The organism is Achromobacter sp. 2789STDY5608621 (genome assembly GCF_001299375.1).
Taxonomy (GTDB): domain Bacteria; phylum Pseudomonadota; class Gammaproteobacteria; order Burkholderiales; family Burkholderiaceae_B; genus Achromobacter; species Achromobacter insuavis.
This window is the reverse complement of sequence record NZ_CYTU01000033.1, coordinates 22,297-43,580: the sequence shown is the minus strand read 5'-3', so window position 1 is coordinate 43,580 and position 21,284 is coordinate 22,297. Positions and strand designations below refer to the sequence as shown.

Annotated in this window: 20 protein-coding genes; 11 read left to right on the top strand and 9 right to left on the bottom strand. The window is 69.4% G+C overall.

Going from position 1 to position 21,284, the window contains the following annotated elements:
- The first annotated feature begins 114 nt into the window (after positions 1-114).
- The gene (locus AOZ53_RS24120; protein WP_054431762.1) at positions 115-411 is read left to right on the top strand and encodes a hypothetical protein; all 297 of its coding nucleotides are present in this window, start codon (positions 115-117) and stop codon (positions 409-411) included.
- A 36-nt stretch (positions 412-447) separates the two neighbouring features.
- Here the strand turns inward: AOZ53_RS24120 and AOZ53_RS24115 are convergent, their stop codons facing one another.
- Positions 448-1,350 carry a LysR family transcriptional regulator gene (locus AOZ53_RS24115; protein ID WP_231690408.1) on the bottom strand — a complete coding sequence of 301 codons (903 nt, stop codon included), beginning with the start codon at positions 1,348-1,350 and terminating at the stop codon, positions 448-450.
- A gap of 148 nt (positions 1,351-1,498) precedes the next feature.
- Between AOZ53_RS24115 and AOZ53_RS24110 the strand changes: the two genes are divergently transcribed.
- Entirely contained in the window at positions 1,499-2,887 is a 1,389-nt protein-coding gene (locus AOZ53_RS24110; protein WP_231689789.1) for an MFS transporter, read from the top strand.
- Positions 2,888-2,935: 48 nt separating this feature from the next.
- Here the strand turns inward: AOZ53_RS24110 and AOZ53_RS24105 are convergent, their stop codons facing one another.
- Positions 2,936-3,670 carry an alpha/beta fold hydrolase gene (locus AOZ53_RS24105; protein WP_054477622.1) on the bottom strand — a complete coding sequence of 245 codons (735 nt, stop codon included), beginning with the start codon at positions 3,668-3,670 and terminating at the stop codon, positions 2,936-2,938.
- 27 nt (positions 3,671-3,697) lie between these two features.
- On the bottom strand, positions 3,698-4,672 hold the full coding sequence (locus AOZ53_RS24100) for a Bug family tripartite tricarboxylate transporter substrate binding protein (protein ID WP_054477624.1): 975 nt from the start codon (positions 4,670-4,672) through the stop codon (positions 3,698-3,700).
- Positions 4,673-5,206: 534 nt separating this feature from the next.
- Here AOZ53_RS24100 and AOZ53_RS24095 point away from each other — a divergent pair.
- From AOZ53_RS24095 to AOZ53_RS24075, 5 genes are all read left to right on the top strand, one after another.
- A complete protein-coding gene (locus tag AOZ53_RS24095) occupies positions 5,207-6,145 on the top strand; it encodes an ABC transporter permease (RefSeq protein WP_054431766.1) in 939 nt (312 codons plus the stop codon).
- Positions 6,142-7,047: an ABC transporter permease gene (locus tag AOZ53_RS24090; RefSeq protein WP_054431767.1), complete on the top strand. Its 906-nt coding sequence runs from the start codon at positions 6,142-6,144 to the stop codon at positions 7,045-7,047. Before AOZ53_RS24095 ends, AOZ53_RS24090 begins: the two co-directional genes overlap by 4 nt.
- Positions 7,048-7,097: 50 nt before the next feature.
- Positions 7,098-8,675, top strand: coding sequence for an ABC transporter substrate-binding protein (locus tag AOZ53_RS24085; RefSeq protein ID WP_054431768.1), 1,578 nt, complete (start codon positions 7,098-7,100; stop codon positions 8,673-8,675).
- 68 nt (positions 8,676-8,743) lie between these two features.
- Positions 8,744-10,198, top strand: coding sequence for an amidohydrolase family protein (locus AOZ53_RS24080; protein WP_054460532.1), 1,455 nt, complete (start codon positions 8,744-8,746; stop codon positions 10,196-10,198).
- A 12-nt stretch (positions 10,199-10,210) separates the two neighbouring features.
- The gene (locus tag AOZ53_RS24075) at positions 10,211-11,971 is read left to right on the top strand and encodes an ABC transporter ATP-binding protein (RefSeq protein ID WP_054431770.1); all 1,761 of its coding nucleotides are present in this window, start codon (positions 10,211-10,213) and stop codon (positions 11,969-11,971) included.
- Positions 11,972-12,017: 46 nt separating this feature from the next.
- On the opposite strand, the gene AOZ53_RS24070 is transcribed toward AOZ53_RS24075, so the two are convergent.
- Positions 12,018-12,677, bottom strand: a complete 660-nt coding sequence (locus AOZ53_RS24070; protein ID WP_054431771.1) for an aspartate/glutamate racemase family protein — start codon at positions 12,675-12,677, stop codon at positions 12,018-12,020.
- A 78-nt stretch (positions 12,678-12,755) separates the two neighbouring features.
- Between AOZ53_RS24070 and AOZ53_RS24065 the strand changes: the two genes are divergently transcribed.
- Positions 12,756-13,718 carry a LysR family transcriptional regulator gene (locus AOZ53_RS24065; RefSeq protein ID WP_054431772.1) on the top strand — a complete coding sequence of 321 codons (963 nt, stop codon included), beginning with the start codon at positions 12,756-12,758 and terminating at the stop codon, positions 13,716-13,718.
- Here the strand turns inward: AOZ53_RS24065 and AOZ53_RS24060 are convergent.
- Both AOZ53_RS24060 and hydA read right to left on the bottom strand, forming a co-directional pair.
- Positions 13,715-14,647 carry an N-carbamoyl-D-amino-acid hydrolase gene (locus AOZ53_RS24060; protein ID WP_156333501.1) on the bottom strand — a complete coding sequence of 311 codons (933 nt, stop codon included), beginning with the start codon at positions 14,645-14,647 and terminating at the stop codon, positions 13,715-13,717. The genes AOZ53_RS24065 and AOZ53_RS24060 overlap by 4 nt on opposite strands.
- 75 nt (positions 14,648-14,722) lie before the next feature.
- Entirely contained in the window at positions 14,723-16,192 is a 1,470-nt protein-coding gene (gene hydA, locus AOZ53_RS24055; RefSeq protein ID WP_054431774.1) for a dihydropyrimidinase, read from the bottom strand.
- A gap of 332 nt (positions 16,193-16,524) precedes the next feature.
- Between hydA and AOZ53_RS24050 the strand changes: the two genes are divergently transcribed.
- On the top strand, positions 16,525-17,562 hold the full coding sequence (locus AOZ53_RS24050) for a transporter (RefSeq protein WP_054460531.1): 1,038 nt from the start codon (positions 16,525-16,527) through the stop codon (positions 17,560-17,562).
- A gap of 10 nt (positions 17,563-17,572) precedes the next feature.
- Here the strand turns inward: AOZ53_RS24050 and AOZ53_RS24045 are convergent, their stop codons facing one another.
- Positions 17,573-18,547 carry a GlxA family transcriptional regulator gene (locus AOZ53_RS24045; protein ID WP_054460529.1) on the bottom strand — a complete coding sequence of 325 codons (975 nt, stop codon included), beginning with the start codon at positions 18,545-18,547 and terminating at the stop codon, positions 17,573-17,575.
- Between the two features lie 169 nt (positions 18,548-18,716).
- Here AOZ53_RS24045 and AOZ53_RS24040 point away from each other — a divergent pair, with 169 nt between their 5' ends.
- A complete protein-coding gene (locus AOZ53_RS24040; RefSeq protein WP_054489635.1) occupies positions 18,717-19,085 on the top strand; it encodes a DUF1428 domain-containing protein in 369 nt (122 codons plus the stop codon).
- Between the two features lie 134 nt (positions 19,086-19,219).
- Positions 19,220-19,723 (top strand): VOC family protein, encoded by a 504-nt coding sequence (locus tag AOZ53_RS24035; protein WP_054489633.1) that lies wholly within the window; start codon positions 19,220-19,222, stop codon positions 19,721-19,723.
- Between the two features lie 81 nt (positions 19,724-19,804).
- Here the strand turns inward: AOZ53_RS24035 and AOZ53_RS24030 are convergent, their stop codons facing one another.
- The gene (locus AOZ53_RS24030) at positions 19,805-20,317 is read right to left on the bottom strand and encodes a DUF1993 domain-containing protein (protein ID WP_054431779.1); all 513 of its coding nucleotides are present in this window, start codon (positions 20,315-20,317) and stop codon (positions 19,805-19,807) included.
- A 195-nt stretch (positions 20,318-20,512) separates the two neighbouring features.
- On the bottom strand, positions 20,513-21,284 hold a 772-nt coding region (locus AOZ53_RS24025), incomplete at its 5' end, for an extracellular catalytic domain type 1 short-chain-length polyhydroxyalkanoate depolymerase (RefSeq protein WP_054489631.1).

Below are 21,284 nucleotides of genomic sequence, written 5' to 3'. Positions count from 1 at the left end.
CCCCAATATCCCTTTGCCTGACACCACAAGACAATGGAAGCCATCGTTTCCTAAGGTATCCACAAAGGCTGTGGAACGCCTTGGATCCGCCCTTGGCTACTGGAGTGAAATCCCATGCAGGTCCGCCATCGCATCCGCTTTCTCACCACCACACTGCTATTCAGTTTGGCAATCGCCACAGCCTTGGCCGAATCGGCCCCTCCCCCCACCGCTCCACGGCTTCCTGCCGCAACTCAAGGCGAACACCAATCCCAGACGGCCCCCGCCGCCCCCCAGGAACGCCTGCGCGTCGGCCTGTCCGACCCCGACACCAAGCTGGTGCTGCCGTGGTTCGTGACGACGCTGACCGATGCCGTCAACCAGGGCAAGTCGGCGAACGAGACCGGCAAGGCGCTGCTGGACGGCCTCTGAACGCCGGCTCGCAGGCACGCGCCACGCGCTGGCGGGTCATAGCTCGTTGAGCGATTTCTCCCGCAGTTTTTCCACCAGGAACTCCACCAGCGAGCGGACCTTGCCGGCCATCAGCCGCTGGTGCGTCATCAGGGCGAACACCGGCCGGGGCGGCGTTTCCGAAGCCACCATCAAGGGCCGCAGGCGGCCCGCCGCGACGTGGTCGGCGATGGCCCAGGCCGGCGCGTAGACGATGCCGGCGCCGGCCGCGGCGGCGGTGACCACGCCATCCACGGTGTTCGAGCGCATGCGGGTCGGCACCCGCACGACGGTGGGCTTGCCCTTGTCCATCAGCGTCCACATGTCCTCGGTCGCCAGGTGGCTGTACACCAGGCCGTCGTGTTGCGCCAGGTCCTGCAGGCTGCGGGGCGTGCCGCGCCGCGCCAGGTAATCGGGCGAGGCGCTCAGCACCCAGCGGATGGACCCCAGGCGCCGCGCGACGAGGCTGGAGCTGGGCTGCTCGCCCACCAGCACCGCGAGGTCGATGCCCTCTTCCAGCAGGTTGACGGGGCGGTCCAGCAGGTGCAGGTCGAGCGTGACCTTCGGATGCCGCATCAGGAACTTCGCCAGCAGCGGCTGCAAATGCACGCGCCCGTACAGCGTCGGCGCCGTGACGCGCAGCCGGCCGGAGGGATCGGCGGCGTCGATCCGCATGCTGCTTTCCAGTTCGTCCATGTCGGCCAGGAGGCGCTTGGCCTCGGCGTAATAGCGCTGGCCCGCCTCGGTCAGGCGCAGCGCCCGGGTCGAGCGCACCAGCAGCCGCGTGCCGAGACGTTCCTCCAGCGCGCTGATGTGGCGGCTGACCGAGGCCAGTGACACCCCGCTGACGCGCGACGCGCCGCTGAGACTGCCCTGGTCCACCGCCGCCACCAGCAGCGCCATGCCTTCCGATCGGTTCACCCTGCCCTCGCTTTGCGGCCCTTGCCGCCGGGATGTCATGCGGCTCCAGTATTTCATATCTGCAAGGCTGCTTTACGGGTTTTGCTATTCACTGCAAGGATCACCACTTCCATACTGGGGCCCGTTTTCCCGACACCCGTATGCCGCAATGTCTTCACCCGCCGCTTTTTCCCCCACGCCCCTGACACCCGCCGCGCGCCGTTACGCGATGCTGGCCGTGTCCCTGTCGATCTCGATGGCGACGCTCGATACCTCGATGACGAACACGGCGCTGCCGTCGATGGCCGCGCAGCTCGGCGTTGGCGCCGCCGACGTGATCGGCGTGGTCACGATCTATCAGCTGGTCATGGTGGCGACGATGCTGCCGCTGGCCGCGCTGGCCGGAAAGATCGGCCACCGGCGGGTGTTCCTGCCGGCGCTGTGGCTGTTCCTGGCCGCCTCCGTCTGGTGCGGCGCGGCGCAGTCGCTGTGGTCGCTGGAGGCGGCCCGGGCCGCGCAGGGCCTGGCCGCCGCGGCGCTGATGGGCTGCAACATGGCGCTGGTGAGCGCCATTTACCGCAAGGAGGAACTGGGCCGGGGCATGGGCCTGAACGCCATGATCGCGGCCGCCTCGCTGGCGGGCGGGCCGGTGCTGGCGTCGGCGATGCTGACGGTGCTGAGCTGGCACTGGCTGTTCTATGTGAACGTGCCCTTCTGTCTGGTGGCGCTGGCGCTGGCCGGCCGGCACCTGCCCAGGTTGCCGGGCGACGGCAAGGCGCTCGATGCCGGCGCGGCGCTGCTGTGCGCGCTGGCGTTCGGGCTGGCGGTGCTGGGCCTGGAGCGCGCGGCGCAGCCGGACTGGGCCACCGCCCTGATCTGGGGCTGCGGCGCGCTGAGCTGGGCGCTGCTGCTGCGCCGCGAACGCCTGAGCGCGCACGCCATCGTGCCGCTGGACCTGCTGCGCCTGGCGCCCTTCTCGCTGGCCGTGCTGGTGTGCGTGCTGGCTTTCGCGGCGCAGGGCGCGGCCATGGTGGCGCTGCCTTTCCTGCTGAACCAGACGCTGGGGCGCGACATCGCCGAGGTCGGGATGCTGATCGCGCCCTGGCCGGTGATGGGGGCCTGCCTGGCGCCGTTCTCGGGCAAGTGGTCGGACCGGATGTCCGCCAGCCTGCTGGGCATGGTCGGCCTGGCGCTGCTGGCCGCCGGCCTGCTGGCGGTGAGCGCGCTGCCGGCCGGCGCGCCGATGTGGGCGGTGATGCTGCCGATGGCGTTGTGCGGCACGGGGTTCGGGCTGTTCCTGTCGCCCAACCAGCGCTTCATCATGTTCAGCGTGCCGGCGCACCGCGCCAGTGTGGCCAGCGGCCTGTCCGGCCTGGCGCGGCTGCTGGGCCAGACGATGGGCGCGGCCTTCGTGGCGGCGTGCTTTGTGTTCAACGCCCGCGCCGGCGCCACCTGGGCCTTGTGGGTGGCGGTCGGGTTCGCGCTGGCGGGAAGCCTGGCCAGCGCCCTGCTCGAACGCCTTGCGCGGCGCTCGCGGCAGGCGCTGGCGGCCTCGTAGCGGCCCGGCGGCGCTCACCGCCCGGCGTCGCGTACCGTCCCGCAGCGCTCAGGCCGGGTGCCGCGCCAGGAAGTCCTGGATGGCGTCGAGGTAGCGCCGCGGCTGCGTCTTCCACTCCTCCACCAGGGTGGCCGCGGGCGCCAGTTGCGCCAGCTCCAGCGAGACGGCGCGCGGATGCAGCGGGTCGTTGCCGCCCAGGATCAGCAGCGGAATCGGGTTGCGCCGCACGAAGTCGCGGCTGACGCTGAAGACGAAATCGCCGCCGAACAGGTTGTGCCGCAGGCCTTCCAGGGCCCGTTCGTCGATGGCGGGGTCGCGCTGGCGCACGGTGTCGGCCCATTGGTCGAAGGACTCGCCGCGCTTGCCCTCCGACCCGGCGATGCCGATGGGCTGTTGCAGGATCGCCGACGCCACGCGTTCCGGCGCCAGTTCGCACAGCTTGAGCGCGAACGACGAGCCGATGCAGGAGCCGATCACGTGGAAGCGCTGCACGCCCAGCGCGTCCAGCAGGCCCAGGTGATCCAGCGCATAGGTGGTCCAGCCGTCGCTGGCCAGCACCGGCGCGCGCGAGCGGCCGGCGTTGCGCTGGTCCGGGGCGATCACGCGGTAACGGCTGGCGAGCGCGGCCACCGGATCCGGATACTCGCGCGGCCGGCCGTCGCGCGTCACGCGCCACAGTTCGCGGTGCGACAGCATGCCGCCGGGGGCCAGCGCCAGCACGGCGTCGCCCTGGCCCTGGATGTCGAAATGCAGTTCGGCGTTGCCGATGTTCAGGATGGGCATGGCGGCCTCTTGGGCGTCGGTGAAGCGTTATTGCAGCGCCACGCCGCTGTCACGCAGCAGCGCCGGGAATTTGAGGGCGTCGCTGACGATGCGGTCGGCGAAGGCCCGCGGCTGGTCGGCGATCGGCTCGAAACCGATGGCCAGCAGGCGCGCGCGGAAGTCCGGTTCGGTGACGGCCTGGCGCACCGCGCGCCAGACGTCGTCGACGACTTCCGGCGCGGTGCCGGCCGGCGCCAGCAGGCCGAACCAGCCGGTGTCGCCCTCCATCTTCAGCCCGACCTGCGCCGCCGTCGGCACCTGCGGCACGGTGTCGCTGCGGTTGTCCTGCAGCACGGCGAGCGCGCGCACCTGGCCGTTGGCGATCAGGCTGGAGACGGCGGGCAGCGCCACGATGGCGGCGTCGATCTCGCCGCCCAGCAGCGCCACCACCGCCGGCCCCGCCCCCTTGTACGGCACGTGCTGCACGGTGCCCTGCACTTGCTGCTGCAGGCGGGTGAGCGCGCGATGGTTGCTGTTGCCGTAGCCCGGGGTACCGATATTGACGACATGCCGGCTGGCCGCGTCGCGCAGGCCGGCGATGTCGCGGACCGGCGAATCGGCGCGCACCACGATCACCGGCGGCGTGGCCGCCACGATGCTGATGGGCGCGAAGCTCTTGACCGGGTCATAGTTGATGGTGCCCTGGAACAGGGTCTGGTTGGCCACCAGCATGTCGCCGGTCAGCAGCAGGGTATAGCCGTCGGGCGCGGCGCGCGCCACCTGGTCGGCGGCGATGTTGCCGCCGGCGCCGGCGCGGTTCTCGACGATGACAGGCACCTTCCACAGCGCCCCGAGCCGCTCGGCCAGGCCACGCCCGAGCACGTCCATGGCGCCGCCGGGGGCCAGCGGCAGCACCAGGCGCACGGGTTTGTCGGGATAGGCGGCGCTGGCCGGAACCATCGCGCCCAACAGGAATGCCACCGCCAGGCCTTGCACCCGGGTCCAGAAACGAGAGAACTTCACACCGCACGCTCCACAAAGCCCGCGGGCGTCCGGCGCCGCGTGGCGCCGGCCTCGGCCACCCCTTCGGTGTCGAACGCCCGCTTTACACAGCAAACAGGCTAAGAGGCGCGCCATTCGGCGCCAACGAAGGATTCCAACTATGGATATGCGGGCGTCGCCGCCCCATCCGCCGCCCGGGCGTCCCGATCCCGCCGCCTATCGATCCGCTGTCTATCAATCTTTAGGCAGGCTTCATAACACCGCGTTATCGCAGGCGTCGCGCCGCCCGTCGAAAATCCGACAAAAATCCTTTCATTTCAATTGCTTGAGAACGGAATGCGAAAACCCGCCGCAGCCTTCCCATAGTGGATTTCCCTGGGTCCCCGGCGCCTGGGCGCGCTGGCATTCTTTGGCCACCGCAGCACCTGGACGCACACAGAGACGAGGTCGTGTCATGCCGAGACCAGTTCACCTTTCCCCCCCACGGCCCACCGCAGGCGGGCCGCGCATCGAGCCCACCCCCAAGCCAACCCGTATGACTTGCGCGGGCCTCGCATGATCCGCCAGATCCTCAACCGCTTCACGATCTCGCTGCCCGTCCTGCTGGGCGTGGTGGTGGTGTGCTTCGTGCTCCTGCAGGTCGCGCCGGCCGATCCGGCCGCCGTGATCGCCGGCCCCACCGCCACCGCCGAGGAACTGGCGCAGGTGCGCCAGGAACTGGGCCTGGACAAGTCGATCGTCCAGCAGCTGTCCCTGTACGTGTGGCGCCTGCTGCACCTGGACCTGGGCCGCTCGATGATCTCCAACGTGCCCGTCATCGACGAGATCGGCGCCACCATCGGCGCGACCGCCGAGCTGATGCTGGCCAGCGTGGTCTGGTCGATCCCGCTGGCGATCCTGCTGGGCACGCTGGCCGCCTACCGCCGCGGCAAGCTGACCGACCGTTTCGTCATGACGCTGTCGGTGGTGGGCGTGTCGCTGCCGGTGTTCTGGGTCGGCCTGCTGCTGGTGCAGCACATCGGCGGCGCCGGCATCCTGCCGTACATCGGCCGCAACGGCCCGATCTGGACCCTGGCCGGCCTGCAATCGCTGGCGCTGCCCGCGCTGACGCTGGGATCGGTGCTGATCGGACCGGTGGCGCGCATCACCCGCACCGCGGTGATCGAGACGCTCAGCGGTGACTACGTGCGCACCGCGCGCGCCAAGGGCGCCGGCGAACGCCGCGTGCTGCTGCGCCACGCCCTGCGCAACGCGCTGCTGCCGATCGTGACGCTGGTGGGCCTGCAGGTGGGCAACCTGCTGGGCGGCGCGGTGGTCACCGAGCAGATCTATTCCTGGCCGGGCGTGGGCCGCATGGCCGTCGGCGCCATCTTCGCCGGCGACTTCCCGCTGGCCCAGGGCGCGATCCTGGTGACGGCGCTGGGCTTCATCCTCATCAACCTGATCGTGGATCTGCTCTACGGCTACCTGGATCCGCGAGGCAACAAATCATGAGCGCAGGCACCACTTCCTCATTGGGCGGGCTGCCGCCCCAGGCCATGGCCACGCCGCTGGCGCGCATCGCGTCGCGCCTGCGCCGCGACCCGATCCTGCTGCTGTCGCTGCTGGCGGTGATCGCCATCGTGCTGGTGGCGCTGCTGGCGCCCTGGCTGGCGCCGCACGATCCGTATTCGACCAACATGGCCATCGCCCGCAAGGCGCCGGGCTGGACCTCGGCCGACGGCATCCGCTATCTGCTGGGCACCGACGTGCAGGGCCGCGACATCCTGTCGCGCGTGATCTACGGCATCCGCGCCACGCTGATGCTGAGCGTGCTGGCGGTGATCGGCGGCTCGGGCCTGGGCGCCCTGCTCGGCATCCTGGCCGCCTACTACCGTCCGCTGGAAGGCGTCATCATGCGCGTGGTCGACGTGCTGCTGTCGTTCCCGGCGATCCTGTTCGGCCTGAGCCTGTCGGCGCTGATGGGCCCGGGCACCACCAGCATGGTGCTGGCGCTGGGGATCTCGGCGATTCCCGGCATGGCGCGCATCGCGCGCGGCTCGGCCATGGTGGTGATGAAGCAGGAATACATGGAAGCCGGCCACGCCATGGGCTTCGGCAACTTCTACCTGATCACGCGCTATCTGCTGCCGAACTGCTCGTCGATGCTGATGATCTACGCCACCCTGCAACTGGGCCACACCATCCTGCTGGGCTCGGTGCTGTCGTTCCTGGGGCTGGGGCCGCAACCGCCATTCGCGGAGCTGGGCAGCATGGCCGCCGACGGCCGCAAGTTCCTGCAGATCTTCCCGCACATCTCGACCATTCCCACGATGACCATCTTCTTCATCGTGCTCGCCTTCAACCTGCTGGGCGACAGCCTGCGCGACGCGCTCGATCCCAAGCTGCGGTTCTGAACCGCGGCCCGCCCGGCCACACACCACAAACCACACAGGGGAACCGCAACATGAAGATCATCCAGGGACTGGCCCTCGCGCCGCTGGCCTTGACCTGCCTGCTGGCCGCGCCCGCGCCGGCGCTGGCGCAGGCCGAAAAGACCGTCCTGATCCTGCGCGAGCTGGACACCGACAAGTACGACCCGCACCGCACCACCGCGCGCGGCGCGGCCGAGGTGCTGTTCATGGCCGCCGACACCATGGTGGGCCTGGACTACGACATGAAGACGCCGGTGCCGGCGTTGGCCAAGAGCTGGACCATCTCGCCCGACGGCCTGACCTACACCTTCAACCTGCGCGACGACGTGACGTTCTGCAGCGGCCGCAAGATGACGGCCAAGGATGTGGTCGCCAGCTACACCCGCTGGCTGGACCCGGAAACCAAGGGCCTGGAGCGCTGGCGCGCCGGTCCGGTCGACAGCATCACCGCGCCGGACGACGTCACCGTGGTCTACAAGCTGAAGAAGCCCTACAACGAGCTGCTGCAGCAGATGGCGCACTACATGCACTCGGTCATCAACATCGACCAGGTCAAGGCGCTGGGCCAGGACTACGGCGTCAAGGCCTTCGACGGCACCGGCCCGTACTGCTTCCAGAGCTGGTCGCCGCGCAACGAAGTGGTGCTGACCCGCCACGCCGGCTACAAGTGGGGCCCGGCGATCTACAAGGACCCGACGCCCAAGGTCGACAAGATCGTCTGGAAGATCGTGCCCGAGGAAAGCACCCGCCTGACCGCGCTGCAAAGCGGCCAGGCCGATCTGTCGCGCTACCTGCCGCAATGGTCGATCAAGGACCTGAAGGCCGACAAGCGCCTGTTCGTCAGCAAGGCCGACCCGTTCTACTGGACCTTCTTCCTGGGCTTCAAGATCGACAAGCCGATGCTGACGGACGTGAACGTGCGTCGCGCCCTCAACCTGGCGATCAACCGCAAGGCGCTGACCGAGGCCATCACCTTCGGCGAGGCGGTGCCCGCCACCAGCATGCTGGCCACCAGCACCCCGGCCGGTTCCAACGACGCCTACCGCTACGACCCCGCCGCCGCCAACAAGCTGCTGGACGAGGCCGGCTGGAAGATGGGCAAGGACGGCTACCGCTACAAGGACGGCCAGAAGCTGTCGCTGCTGCACTACGGCATCACCGGCTACTGGAAGGACATCATGGAAGCGGTGCAGGGCGACATGAAGAAGGTCGGCGCCGACCTGCGCGTGCAGCTGTTCGACTCGACCTCGGCCTGGGGCAAGCTGGCCACGCAGGAGTTCGACGAGTTCAGCATGAGCTTCGGCTACATGAGCACCGGCGAGGCGCTCAACAGCTACTTCCTGTCCAACAGCATCCCGACCCCGAACCGCATGAACTGGAAGGACGCCGACACCGACCGCTGGCTGGCCGAGGGCAGCGAGGCGCTGGACGCCAAGAGCGGCGACGCCATCCTGTCCAAGGCGCTGACCAAGATCTCCGACGGCGCGGCGTGGATTCCGCTGTACCACGACTCGCTCTACCTGGTGGGCGGGCCGCGCCTGAAGCCGATGCGCGCGCACGGCATCTTCGGCGCCGCCGCCTACAAGGGCCTGGACATCGAGTTGAAGTAAGCCGCATCGGACGGCGCGGCCCCCGCCGCGCCGCCCTTCCCCTGATTCCGCAGCACAGAGAGTCTCCCGTGAGCGACACCAATCAAGCCAGCATCACCCATTTCAAGCAGCTCGCCACCCTGGTGGCCTGGGACGAGGCGCTGGGCTCGCACGTCTATATCGAGAACGCCGACCTGGTGATGCGCGGCAACACCGTCATCCATGCCGGCAAGGACTATGCCGGCCCGGCCGACCGGGTCGTGGCCGGCAACGGCCTGATGGCGATGCCGGGCCTGGTGAACGTCCACAGCCACCCCTCTTCCGAGCCGGGCAACCGCGGCCTGCTGGAGGAACTGGGCAGCGACAAGCTGGGCCAGAGCTCGCTGTACGAATACATGCCGGTGTTCCGCACCGGCATCGAGACGGCGCAGTATTCCAACCAGGTGGCGATGGCCGAGATGCTGCTGAGCGGCGTGACCACCTTCGTGGACATGTCGCTGCCGCGTCCCGGCTGGGCCGACGTGGTGGCGGCGGCCGGCATCCGCGGGGTGCTGGGCCCGATGTTCCGCTCGGCCGCCTGGCGCACCAACGACGGCCATTCGGTCGAATACACCTGGGACGAGGCGGCGGCGCAGAAGTCGTTCGAGGCCGCCCTGGCGGTGGCCGACAGCGCCATCAACCACCCCAGCGGCCGCCTGGGCGCCATGCTGTGCCCCTCGCAGGTCGACACCTGCTCGCCCGAACTGCTCAAGGCGGCGCAGGCCGCCGCGCGCCGCCTGGGCATCCCGATGCAGATCCACGCCGCGCAGAGCGTGGTCGAGTTCTCGGAGATGACGCGCCGCCACGGCCGCACGCCGATCGAATGGCTCGACGACCAGGGCCTGCTGGATGGCGACCTCATCATCGGCCACGGCATCTTCCTGAACGACCACCGCGCGCTGTACTGGCCGCATGCCGACGACTTCGGCCTGCTGCAACGCTCGGGCGCGCACGTGGCGCACTGTCCGACGGTGTTCGTGCGGCGCGGCATCGCGCTGAGCTTCCTGGGCCGCTACCTGCGCGCCGGCATCAACGTCGGCATCGGCACCGACACCTTCCCGCACAACATGCTCGATGAGATGCGGCTGGCCTGCTACGTGGCCCGCCTGCAGGCCGGCCACTTCCGCGCCGCCTCCACCGAGGAAGTGTTCAACGCCGCCACGATCAACGGCGCCCGCATGCTGGGCCGTGACGACATCGGCCGCATCGCGGTCGGCGGCAAGGCCGACTTCTCGCTGGTCGACCTGTCGCATCCGTACATGCGGCCCGGCCGCGAGCCGCTGCGCAGCCTGATCTATTCGGCCGGCGACCGCGCCATCCGCGACGTCTATGTGGACGGCGCCCAGGTGGTCAAGGACGGCAAGCTGCTGACCATCGACATCGAGCGCGCCATGCAGGAAGTGGAACGCGCCCAGGCGCAGACCATCGCGACCGTGGCGCAGCGCGACTACGCCGGCCGCGACATCGACGCCATGTCGCCGCGCGTCTTTCCCAGCCGCGCCTGACGGAGACTCCCCATGACCGAGACCTTACTGGCGGTGCAGGGCCTGCGCGTGGAATTCGGCGCCCGCGCCCAGCCCTACCGGGCGGTGAAGTCGCTGGACTTCACCATCGGCCGCGGCGAAACGGTGGCGCTGGTGGGCGAGTCCGGCTCCGGCAAATCGGTGACCGCGCTGTCGATCCTGCGCCTGATCGAACGCGCCGGCGGCCGCATCGCCGGCGGCAGCGCCCGCTTCGTGCCGCGCGACGGCGGCGAGGTAGACCTGTTCGGGCTGGAGGAATCGGCCCTGCGGCGCATCCGCGGCAACGAGATCTCGATGATCTTCCAGGAGCCGATGACCTCGCTCAACCCGGTGATGACGGTCGGCGACCAGCTGGCCGAAGTCTATCTGCTGCACCAGGACATCTCGCGCCAGCAAGCCTGGCGGCGCGCCCAGGAGATGCTGGCGGCGGTGAAGATGTCCGAGCCCGAGCGCCGCATGACGCAGTACCCGGGCGACCTGTCCGGCGGCATGCGCCAGCGCGTGATGATCGCGATGGCGCTGGCCTGCCGGCCGCAGCTCCTGATCGCCGACGAACCGACCACCGCGCTCGACGTCACGGTGCAGGCCGAGATCATCGACCTGATCCGCGACCTGCAGCGCGAGGTCGGCATGGCCGTGCTGTTCATCACGCACGACATGGGCGTGGTGGCCGAGATCGCCGACCGCGTGGTGGTGATGCGGCACGGCGACAAGATCGAGGAAAGCGCCACGGCGACGCTGTTCGAGGCGCCCGCCCAACCCTACACGCGCGACCTGCTGGCCGCGGTGCCGCGGCTGGGCGATGGCTCCCCCGACGAGGCCGCGGTGCGGGAGCGCCCGGCCGTGCTGGAAGTGGCGGGCCTGGCCAAGCGCTTTCCGGTCAAGGCCGGCGCCTTCGGCAAGGTGGTGGCCAACGTGCACGCGGTCGAGGGCGTGTCGTTCGATTTGCGCGCCGGCGAGACGCTGGCGCTGGTGGGCGAGTCCGGCTCGGGCAAGTCGACCACCGGGCGCCTGCTGATGAAGCTGGTGCAGCCGAGCGCCGGCTCGATCCGCCTGGCCGGCCAGGACGTCACCCACATGACGCCCGAGCAGATGCGCGCGATGCGGCGCCACATCCAGATGATCTTCCAGGATCCGTACGCATCGCTCAACCCGCGCCTGCACGCCTGGGACCTGGTCAGCGAGCCGCTCAAGGTGCATGGCGGCCACAGCCGCGAGCAGCGCCGCGAACGCGCCGCCCAGTTGCTGGAACGGGTCAGCCTGCCGCGCGAATTCCTGGACCGCTACGCCCACCAGTTCTCGGGCGGCCAGCGCCAGCGCCTGTGCATCGCCCGCGCGCTGAGCGTGAATCCCAAGATCATCGTGGCCGACGAGCCGGTGTCGGCGCTGGACGTGTCGGTGCAGGCGCGCGTGATCGAGCTGATGAAGGAGCTGCAGGCCGAGATGGGCCTGTCGTACCTGTTCATCTCGCACGACATCGCGGTGGTGGAAAAGGTCAGCCACCGCGTGGCGGTGATGTACATGGGCCAGATCGTCGAGATCGGCCCGACCCAGGAAGTGCTGCACCGGCCGCGCCATCCCTATACGCAACGCCTGCTGTCGGCGGTGCCGGTGCCCGATCCGGCGCGGCGCCACCAGCGCAGCGTGCGCGCGGCGCGCGAGATCCCCAGCCCGATCCGCAAGATCGGCGACGATCCGGTGGTGACGCAACTGGTGCAGGTGGCCGCCGGCCACTACGTGCAACAGGCGGCCTGACGCCGCCGCGCGGCGGCCCCGTCAGCGACGGGCGCCGCCGGGCCGCCTACGCGCGGCCGAAGATCCGGCCGACCGCCATGGCCACGGCGGCCTGGGTCGGTTCCACCACCGGCAGGCCGCAGGCCGCTTCCAGCCGCGCGCGCAGGTCCGCCATGCCGGCGCATCCCATGATCAGCACGTCGGCGCCATGGGCGTCGCGCAGGGTCTTGCCCACCGTCACCATGCGCTGGAACGCCAGTTCGGCGTCGGCCAGGTCGCTCACGCGCAGGTCCAGCGCCAGTTCGCCGCAGATGCGGTCGGCCACGCCCATGGCGCGGAAGTAGCGCAGGTGGCGCGGGATGGCGGCGCCGGCGATGGCGATGACGCCGACGCGGGCGCCGATGCTCATGGCTGTCAGCACCGAGCATTCGCCGATGCCCAGCACCGGCGCCGGCACCAGGTCGCGCAGGCCATGCAGCCCCGGATCGCTGAAGCAGGCCACGATGACGGCGTCGGCCGCGGCCGCCTCGCGCCGCACCAGTTCGGCCATGGGCGCGATGCTGGCGTCGGCCTCGGCCTGGTTCTGGATGCCGGCCGGCCCGCCGGTGGACGTCAGGCAGCGGAAATCCAGCGGCAGGTGGCGGAACGGCTCGACCGCGCGGCCGATGGCCTCGGTCACCTTGTCCAGGGAATTCGGGTTTACGAGGAGAATGCGGGCGTTGGGCACGATTGAGTAGAATCCTTGCAATAGAGGCGGGCCGGCAAGCGTCGGCGCACCGCCCAGGTCAAGAGGAAAGCACGCAGCATGTCTGAATTACCCGGAAAGGTCCGGTCTTCCGCGCCGTTGAATCTGCGCCAGATCGAGGTATTCCACGCCATCATGATCACGGGCTCGTTGAGCGCGGCCGGGCGGCTGCTGCACGTGACCCAGCCGGCCATCAGCCGGGTGCTGGCATCGATCGAACTGCGCCTGGGCTATGCGCTGTTCGAGCGTTTCAAGGGCCGCCTGCATCCCACCAAGGAAGCGCGCAAGCTGTTCCAGGAAGTGGAATCGATCCAGGCCGGCGTCAACCGCCTGAACGACATGGCCGCGGGCCTGGCCGGCCACGGCGGCGGCCTGGTCAGCGTGGTGTCCAGCCCCAGCTTCGGCGAATGGCTGATCCCGGCGGCGACCGCGAAGTTCTGCGCCCGCAACCCCGGCGTGCGCATCCGCTACCGGCCGCTGGGCATGGACGCGCTGCTGCCGCAGCTGCTGCTGGGCTACGCCGACATCGCCATCTCCATCTTCAAGCCGGAACATCCCAACCTGATCACCACCGAGCTGGCGCAGGGCGAAATCGTCTGCGTGCTGCCGGCGGGCCACCGCCTGGCGCGCGAAAGCGTGATCCAGCCGGGCATGCTGGCCGGCGAGATGCTGGTGGGCTACAGCCGCGACACGCCGCTGGGCGAGACGCTGTACGCGCATCTGGACCCGCAGGGCCACAACACCCTGGCCCCGGCGATCGAGGTGCGCTCGTCGCAGACCGCGTGCTCGTTCGTGCGCCAGGGCGTCGGCGTGGCGCTGGTGGACTCGTATGGCCTGACCGATGCCCTGATGCACGGGCTGGTGGTGCGCCGCGTCGAGCCGGCGATCCCGCTGTTCGTGTACGTGTCTCATTCCCGGATCGAACCGCCCCCGTCCATCGCCAAGGCCTTCCTGACGCAGTTTTCCCAGATCGTCAAAAAGGAATTGCCCGCGATGACGCAGGCAATCCTCAAGCGGGCCTAGTCGATTTCCGCCACCGGCAGCGGTTCGCCGGCGCCGGTGCGCTCGATGATCAGCTTGTAGTGCTGCGGGCTGCGGTGCTTGGCGAAGTTGAAGACGTGGTCGCGGAAGGTCTGGCCCATGCCCAGGTCGATGCGGGCGGTGATGACTTCGTCTTCCTCGCCGCTGGAGCGGGCCACGATCTCGCCCGACGGCGCCACGATCATGGAGCTGCCGATCATGTGGTGGCCATCCTCGTGGCCGCACTTGGCGGCGGCGGCGACCCACACCGCGTTCTGGTAGGCGCTGGCCTGCAGCACGATCTCATGGGTGGTGGTGCGCAGGTGCGCCGGCTCGTTCCAGTGGATGTTCAGCGACGGCGTGTTGTAGCCCAGCACGATCAGCTCGGCGCTTTGCAGCGACATCACGCGGTAGGTCTCGGGCCAGCGGCGGTCGTTGCACAGGCACATGCCGATCTTGACGTCGTTGGTCTCCCAGACGCCGAAGCCCAGGTCGCCGACCTCGAAGAACTTCTTCTCCAGATGCTGGAACGGCGCCTCCGGCTTGTGGTCGGAATGGCCCGGCAGGTGGATCTTGCGGTACTTGCCGATGATCTTGGCCTGGCGGTCGACCAGGATGGCGGTGTTGAACTGGCGGCCTTCCGGGGTCAGTTCGGCATAGCCCAGGTAAAAGCCGATGCCGAGCTCGCGCGCGGTGTCGAACAGCGGCTGCACGTCGGCGTTGGGCATGCTCTTTTCGAAGAAGCGATCGACCGCCTCGGCGTCTTCCATCCAGTAGCGCGGGAAGAAAGTGGTCAGCGCCAATTCGGGAAAGACCACGAACTCGGCCTTGCGGGCCGCGGCCTCGCGCATCATCTCGACGAGGCGGCGGACCACCACCGCGCGGGTGTCGGCCAGGTTGACGGCGCCCATCTGGGCGACCGCGAGGTCCATTTTGCGCGCATGGGTTGCGTTGCTCACGATGTCAGTCTCCGGGGTTCTATCGCTATGCGTTGAGGGCCGTGTCGCTCAGGACTCGATCACGGCCGGGAAAATCTTGCGCAGCAAGGCGGCGCGCGGGCTGATCTCGCGCGCCTTCTGCAGCGGGGCGGGCAGGCCGCGGGCGATGAACTGGCCGCGGCCGCGCTCGGCGCGCAGCACGCCGTCGTCCACGATCACTTCGCCGCGGCTGATCACCGTGGTGGGCCAGCCGGTGACCTGGCGGCCTTCATAGGGCGTGTAGCCGACCGCGTCGTGCAGGTCGGCGGCGCGCAGGGTCACGCTCTTTTCCGGATCCCAGATCGCGATGTCGGCGTCCGCGCCCACCGCCAGCGTGCCCTTCTTCGGGTACAGGCCGTACATGCGGGCGTGGTTGGTCGAGGTCAGCGCCACGAACTGCTGCAGCGTCAGGCGGCCGCTGCGCACGCCTTCGGAAAACAGCAGCGGCATGCGCACTTCCAGGCCCGGCAGGCCGTTGGCGATCTGCTTGAAGGTGGTGGCGTCGCCGGCCGGCAGCTTGCCGGATTCGTCGTAACGGTACGGCGCGTGGTCGGACGACAGCAGCGCCAGCGTGCCGCTGTCCAGGCTTTGCCACAGCGCCTGTTGCGACACCGGGTCGCGCGGCGGCGGGCTGCAGCAGAACTTGGCGCCCTCGACGCCGGGGATGTCGATGTCCTCGGCGGTCAGCAGCAGGTAGTGCGGGCAGGTCTCGCCGTATACCGGCGCGCCCAGCGTCTGCGCGGCGTGGATCGCCTGCGCGCCGCCCTGGGTCGAGACGTGCACGATCAGCACCGGCACTTCCAGCACCGCGGCCAGGCTGATGGCGCGTTGCGTGGCCTCGTTTTCCGCGATCGGGTCGTGGCTGACGGCGTGGTACTTGGGCGCGGTGTGGCCGGCCGCCAGCAGGTGGCGCGCGATCCAGCTGATGACGTCGTTGTTCTCGGCGTGCACCATCGGCAGCGCGCCCTCGCGCGCGGCGATGGCGAACACGTCCAGCAGCTGGCGGTCGTCCAGCTTGAGCTTGTCGTAGGTCATGAAGACCTTGAACGAGGTGATGCCGGCGCGGATCAGCTCGGGCAAGTCGCGGTTCAGGGTCTCGGGCGTGGGGTCCGAGATGATCAGGTGGTAGCTGTAGTCGATCACCGACTTCTCGGCGGCCGAGGCGGCGTAGGCGTCGGCGACCTGGCGCAGCGACTGGCCGCGATGCTGGGCGGCGAACGGCACGATGGTGGTGTTGCCGCCGTGGGCCGCCGAGATCGAGGCGGTGTGCCAGTCGTCGGCGCACAGCACGCCCATGCTGGACAGCTGCTCCACGTGGCAGTGGCTGTCGATGCCGCCCGGCATGACCAGCCGGCCGGCCGCGTCGATGGCGCGGCGGCCTGCCGGCAGCGAGGACGCGATCGCGGCGATGGCGCCGTCCACGATGCCGATGTCGCCGACGAAGTCGGCGTCGGCCGTGACGATGCGGCCGTTGTGCAAGGTCAGATCGAAGTCTGTCATCAAGAATAGTCCCAACGCATGGCCCGGCGCGCCGTGGCGGGCCTGGCAGGAGGCACCATCATGCATGGGTCCGTGCGATTCGGAAATGATGGGAAGCCGCCGCGCCAGGCCGCGGACGGGCGCCGAACCGAAACGCTAACACCCTGATTCCATGGACTATTTCCTTACAGCACAGCGAACGGCCGGCCGCCACGCATAACGCTGGATCATGGAGGCTGTGCAAAGTTTTATATCGGGTTTCCCCGTGGCGCGGCCGCGCGGCGCGCCGGGGATCGCGGCCACGCGGCCCGCTGTCGCAGGACTGTCACATTGCGGCGTCACCATCGCGCATCATGACGACCCCAGCGGCAGCGGCCGACTACCAAACCGACATTTCCGGCCTGATCTGCGCGTTCCGGTTCGCGGGCGGCGGCCCCGCGGCCGAAATCGCCTCGCCGGCGGTCGCCGACCTGCTGGCGCGCCTCGCGGCCGACGGCGCGGCGCCCGACGACGGCCACTTCCTGTGGCTGCACCTGAACCTGTCGCAGGCCGGCTGCGTGCGCTGGCTGCAGGCCCACCTGGACCTGCCCGACACCTTCATCGCGATGCTGGGCGGGGAAGCCCATTCGACCCGCATCGAGCAGCAGGAAGGCGCGCTGGTGGCGGTGTTCAATGACGTCATCTTCGATTTCGACCGCACCCCGGCGCAGGTCTCGACGCTGTGGGTCTGCGCCCATCGCAAGCTGCTGGTGACCCTGCGGCGCAAGCCGCTGCGCTCGCTCGACCGCCTGCGCGAACACGTGCGGCGCGGCGAACCGTTCGGCTCGCCGGCCGAACTGCTGGCGCACCTGATGCGCGACCAGGCCGACCTGATGATGGAGATCGTGCGCAAGGCCAGCGTCGACGTCGACGGCATCGAGGATCATTTCCTGGCCGCGCGCGGCGGCCCCGGACGCCTGGACCTGGCCGCCACCCGCCGGGTGCTGGTGCGGCTGCAGCGCACGCTGGCGCCGGAGCCCGGCTCGGTGTTCCGCCTGCTGGCGCGCCCGCCGGCCTGGCTGCGGCCGCGCGACGTGCAGGAACTGCGCGAATCGACCGAGGAATTCTCGGTGGTGCTGGGCGACATGGCCGGCCTGGTCGAGCGCATCAAGCTGCTGCAGGAAGAGATGACGGCGCGGCTCGATGAACAGAACAACCGCACCCTGTTCACCCTGACGCTGGTGACGGTGCTGGCGCTGCCGATCAACATCATGGCGGGCCTGTTCGGCATGAACGTGGGCGGCATTCCGCTGTCGGACGACCACCACGGCTTCTGGATCATCTGCGTGCTGGTTGCGGCCTTCACGGGATTCGTGGCGTGGCTGGCGTTCCGCCGCCGGCGCGCGGGCTGACGCGGGCCGGCTACTGGTAGCGCTCGCGGTAACCCACGGGCGACATGCCGCAGTACTTGTTGAAGATGTCGCGGAACGCCTTGGTGTCGTTGTAGCCGACCTCGTACATCACTTCCGACACGCTCTTGCGCGAGCTTTCCAGGCGCCGCTTGGCGGCCTCGACGCGCACGCGCTGCACGTACTCGACGATGCTGTTGCCGGTGGCCTGGCGAAAGCGCCGTTCCAGCGTGCGGCGGCCGAGCGCGTGGCGGTCGGCCAGGTCCTCGACGGTGATCTTTTCGGTGTAGCGGCTTTCGATGAAGTCCTGCACCGCGCGCACCACCTGGTCGGCGTGCGCCTTCTGCCCCATGAACACCGAGAACGGCAGCTGGCTCTGGCGGCTCCAGTCGAGCTGGAAGTACTTGGCGCACCAGATGGCGGTGTCGCGGTCGGTGTATTTCTCGATCAGGTGCAGCACCAGGTGCGCGGCCGAGAACGCGCCGCCGCTGGTGTAGATGCCGTTGCCGGAATGGACCACGCGGTCGATGCTCCAATCCACCGCCGGGAACAGGCTGGCGTACAGGTTGCGCGCCGCCCAGTGCACCACCGCCTGCTGGCCGTCGAGCAGGCCGCCGGCGGCCAGCAGCGCCGCGCCCAGGCACAGGCTGGCGACCTCGCCGCCGCCGCGGTAGTGGCGGGCGATCCATTCGACCAGTTCACGGTTGGACAGCACCACGTCCGACACCGCGCCCAGCAGCGGCGGCGCGATGCAGATGTCGATATCGCGGGCCTCATCCAGCACCAGGTCGGCCTGCACCGTGATGCGGCCGTCGTCCAGGCTGACCTGGCGCGTGGCGGCCAGCGTGCGCACCTGGAATTGCGGCGCGCGCCCCTGCGCGGCCAGGTACTCGTTGGCCACCAGGAAGCCGTGCCGGGCCGTTTCCAGCGACGCGATATTGGCGCCGGCCGGCAGCAGGAAGGCGATGTTTTTCATGCCCACCAGCATACGCCGGAGACCTGTCGCAATCCACCCTCAAGAATGTCGCAATCGCCTATCTGAAAGCGCCGCCGATCCCGATACAGTGACAACTACCGGCATCGCTGCCGGCGCGGCCGCCGCGACGATGCGGGCTTGCGGGCGGCGCGTACAACAACACGGAGTCAAGGAGCATCTGATGGAACAGTACATAGACGGTTACCTGCTGAGCGTGCCCAAGGCCAACATCGAGGCCTATCGCAAGCTGGCCGAGCAGGCCGGTTCGATCTGGCTGGAATACGGCGCGCTGGAATTCCGCGAGTGCGTGGCGGACGACATCGACGGCGAGGGCTTCGGCTCGTTCAGCGCCGCCGCCAGCGCGCGCGAGGGCGAGACGGTGGTGTTTTCGTGGATCGCGTTCGCCAGCAAGGCCGAACGCGACCGCATCAACGCCAAGGTCATGGCCGACCCGCGCCTGACGGGCATGTCCTGCGAGGGCGTGTTCGATTTCAAGCGCATGTGCTGGGGCGGCTTCAGCACCCTGGTGAGCAAGTCGGCTCGCGGTTGAAAAAAAATCGAGGCGGCCTGTCGATCCCGGCGCCGCCCATTCGTCGTGGCAACAGGACGGGCCGGAACGCGCAGGCGTCCCCCCGACCCGTCCCCAAGTACCCCAACCTCAATCCCGGTTTTCGGAGACACATCATGGGCACCCCCGCAAAGCAAGCGATTCCCGACGGCATGCACACCCTGACCCCGCACATCGTGTGCGAAGGCGCCTCGGATGCGATTGCCTTCTACCGCAAGGCGTTCGACGCCAAGGAACTGACGCGCCTGCCGGCCCCCGGCGGCAAGGTGATGCATGCCGCCATCCGCATCGGCGATTCGGTGGTGATGCTGATGGATGACTTCCCCGAATGGGGCAGCCTGGGGCCCAAGGCGCTCAAGGGCTCGCCGGTGACGCTGCACCTGTACGTGCAGGATGTGGATGCCGCCATCAAGCAGGCCGTGGCGGCGGGCGCGCAGGTCACCATGCCGGCGGCCGACATGTTCTGGGGCGACCGCTACGGCCAGGTGGTGGATCCGTTCGGCCACCGCTGGTCGATCGCCACCCACAAGGAAGACCTGACGCCCGAGGAAATCCAGCGCAACATGGCGCAGATGGGCGAGATGGAAGGCTGCGGCGACCCCTCGAAGAAGCCGGGCTGAGGCGCCGCGGCAAGCGCCCGTCCGGCGCGCGTCGGACATGCGTCCGGACGCGCGCCGGCGGACGCGCCGCCCGAAGCCGCGTCAGGCCGTGTACGGCCCCAGGAAGTCCAGCTTGCCGATCGGCACGCCGGCGTGGCGCAGGATGTCGTAGGCGGTGGTGACGTGGAAGTAGAAATTCGGCAGCGCGAACGTCAGCAGGTAGGCGTCGCCCTGGAATTCGGGCTTGAACTCGCCGAAGCTGAGCGTGACCTTGCGGCCCTCGGCGCCTTCCAGCGCCTCGGCCGGCACCGAACGCAGGTAGGCGATGGTGTCGGCGACGCGCTTCTGCAGCTGCTCGAACGTGGTTTCCTCGTCGGGAAACTTGGGCGATTCGACCTGCGACAGGCGCTGCGCGGCGAACTTGGAGGCGTCGCTGGCGCGCTGCACCTGGCCCGACAGCGGATACATGTCGGGGGCCAGGCGGGCGTTGACCAGCTCGGCCGGATCGATGCCGTTGGCGGCCGCGTGGGCGGCGCCCTTTTCCAGCAGCGTGGCCAGCACGCTCAAACCGCGGATGAAGACAGGCACCGAGGCCTGGTACATGGACAGGGACATGATGATGAGTTCCGAATAGGCTTGCCCGGCCGGGCGCCGGGAACGGCGCCCGATCCGCGGGCGTGGCGCGATGTTAGCGCCGCGCCGCGACGGCCGGCCGGCGCCGGAGACGACATGTCTGTTTCCGTTTTCTGAACAATAACGCGCCGGCCCGCATCCGACCATCCCCGCGCGCTGCCGGGAGGCCGCGTCGCCCTAGGCGGCCACGCGCCGCTGGCCCTGGAAGAACCGCCAGATCAGCGCCGAGGCGTCGGGGCCGCTGCGCGCGTGATAGCGCACCGACGCATCGCCGCCGCTCCAGCCGTGCTCGACCCGCGTGATCTCGCACAGGCGCAGCACCGTCTTGCGGCCGCGCAACAGATCGACGCGGCGATAGGCCTTCTCGGTGCCCAGGCCCAGCACCCGCTCGACCGGCGGCTCGTCCGCGGCGAGCCCGTTCAGGGCGCGGAACTGCTCGAACAACTGCCTGGCGTTGCGCGGCGCCACCGCCGGATCCATCTGCCCCTGCAGGATCATTGCCGGCATGCCGAGCGTGAACGCGGCCGGATCCGCGACGCCCTGCAACAGCGGCAGCAGCGGCTTGACCGAGCCGCGGCGCATCGTGTTCAGGCCGGCCGCGGCGTTATGGGCGTCGCCCAGCACCGGCCCGGAATGCATCGCCAGCGCGGCGATCAGGGCGGGATGGCGCAGCGCCACCAGCGCGGCCATGCTGGCGCCGGCCGACAGGCCGGCGATGTAGACGCGCTCGGGGTCCAGCCCGTGGCGCGCCACCTCGGCCTGGATCAGGGCGGCGATCAGGTCGGCCTCGGCGCCGCCGTGCTGCGCGTCGGGCTGGAACCAGCGCCAGCAGCGCTGCACCTGCCGCGTCATCGATTGCTGCGGATACAGCACCATGAATCCGCCGGCGTCGGCCCACTGGTTCATGCGCGAACCGCGAGCGAAAGACAGCGCGGTCTGGCGGCAACCA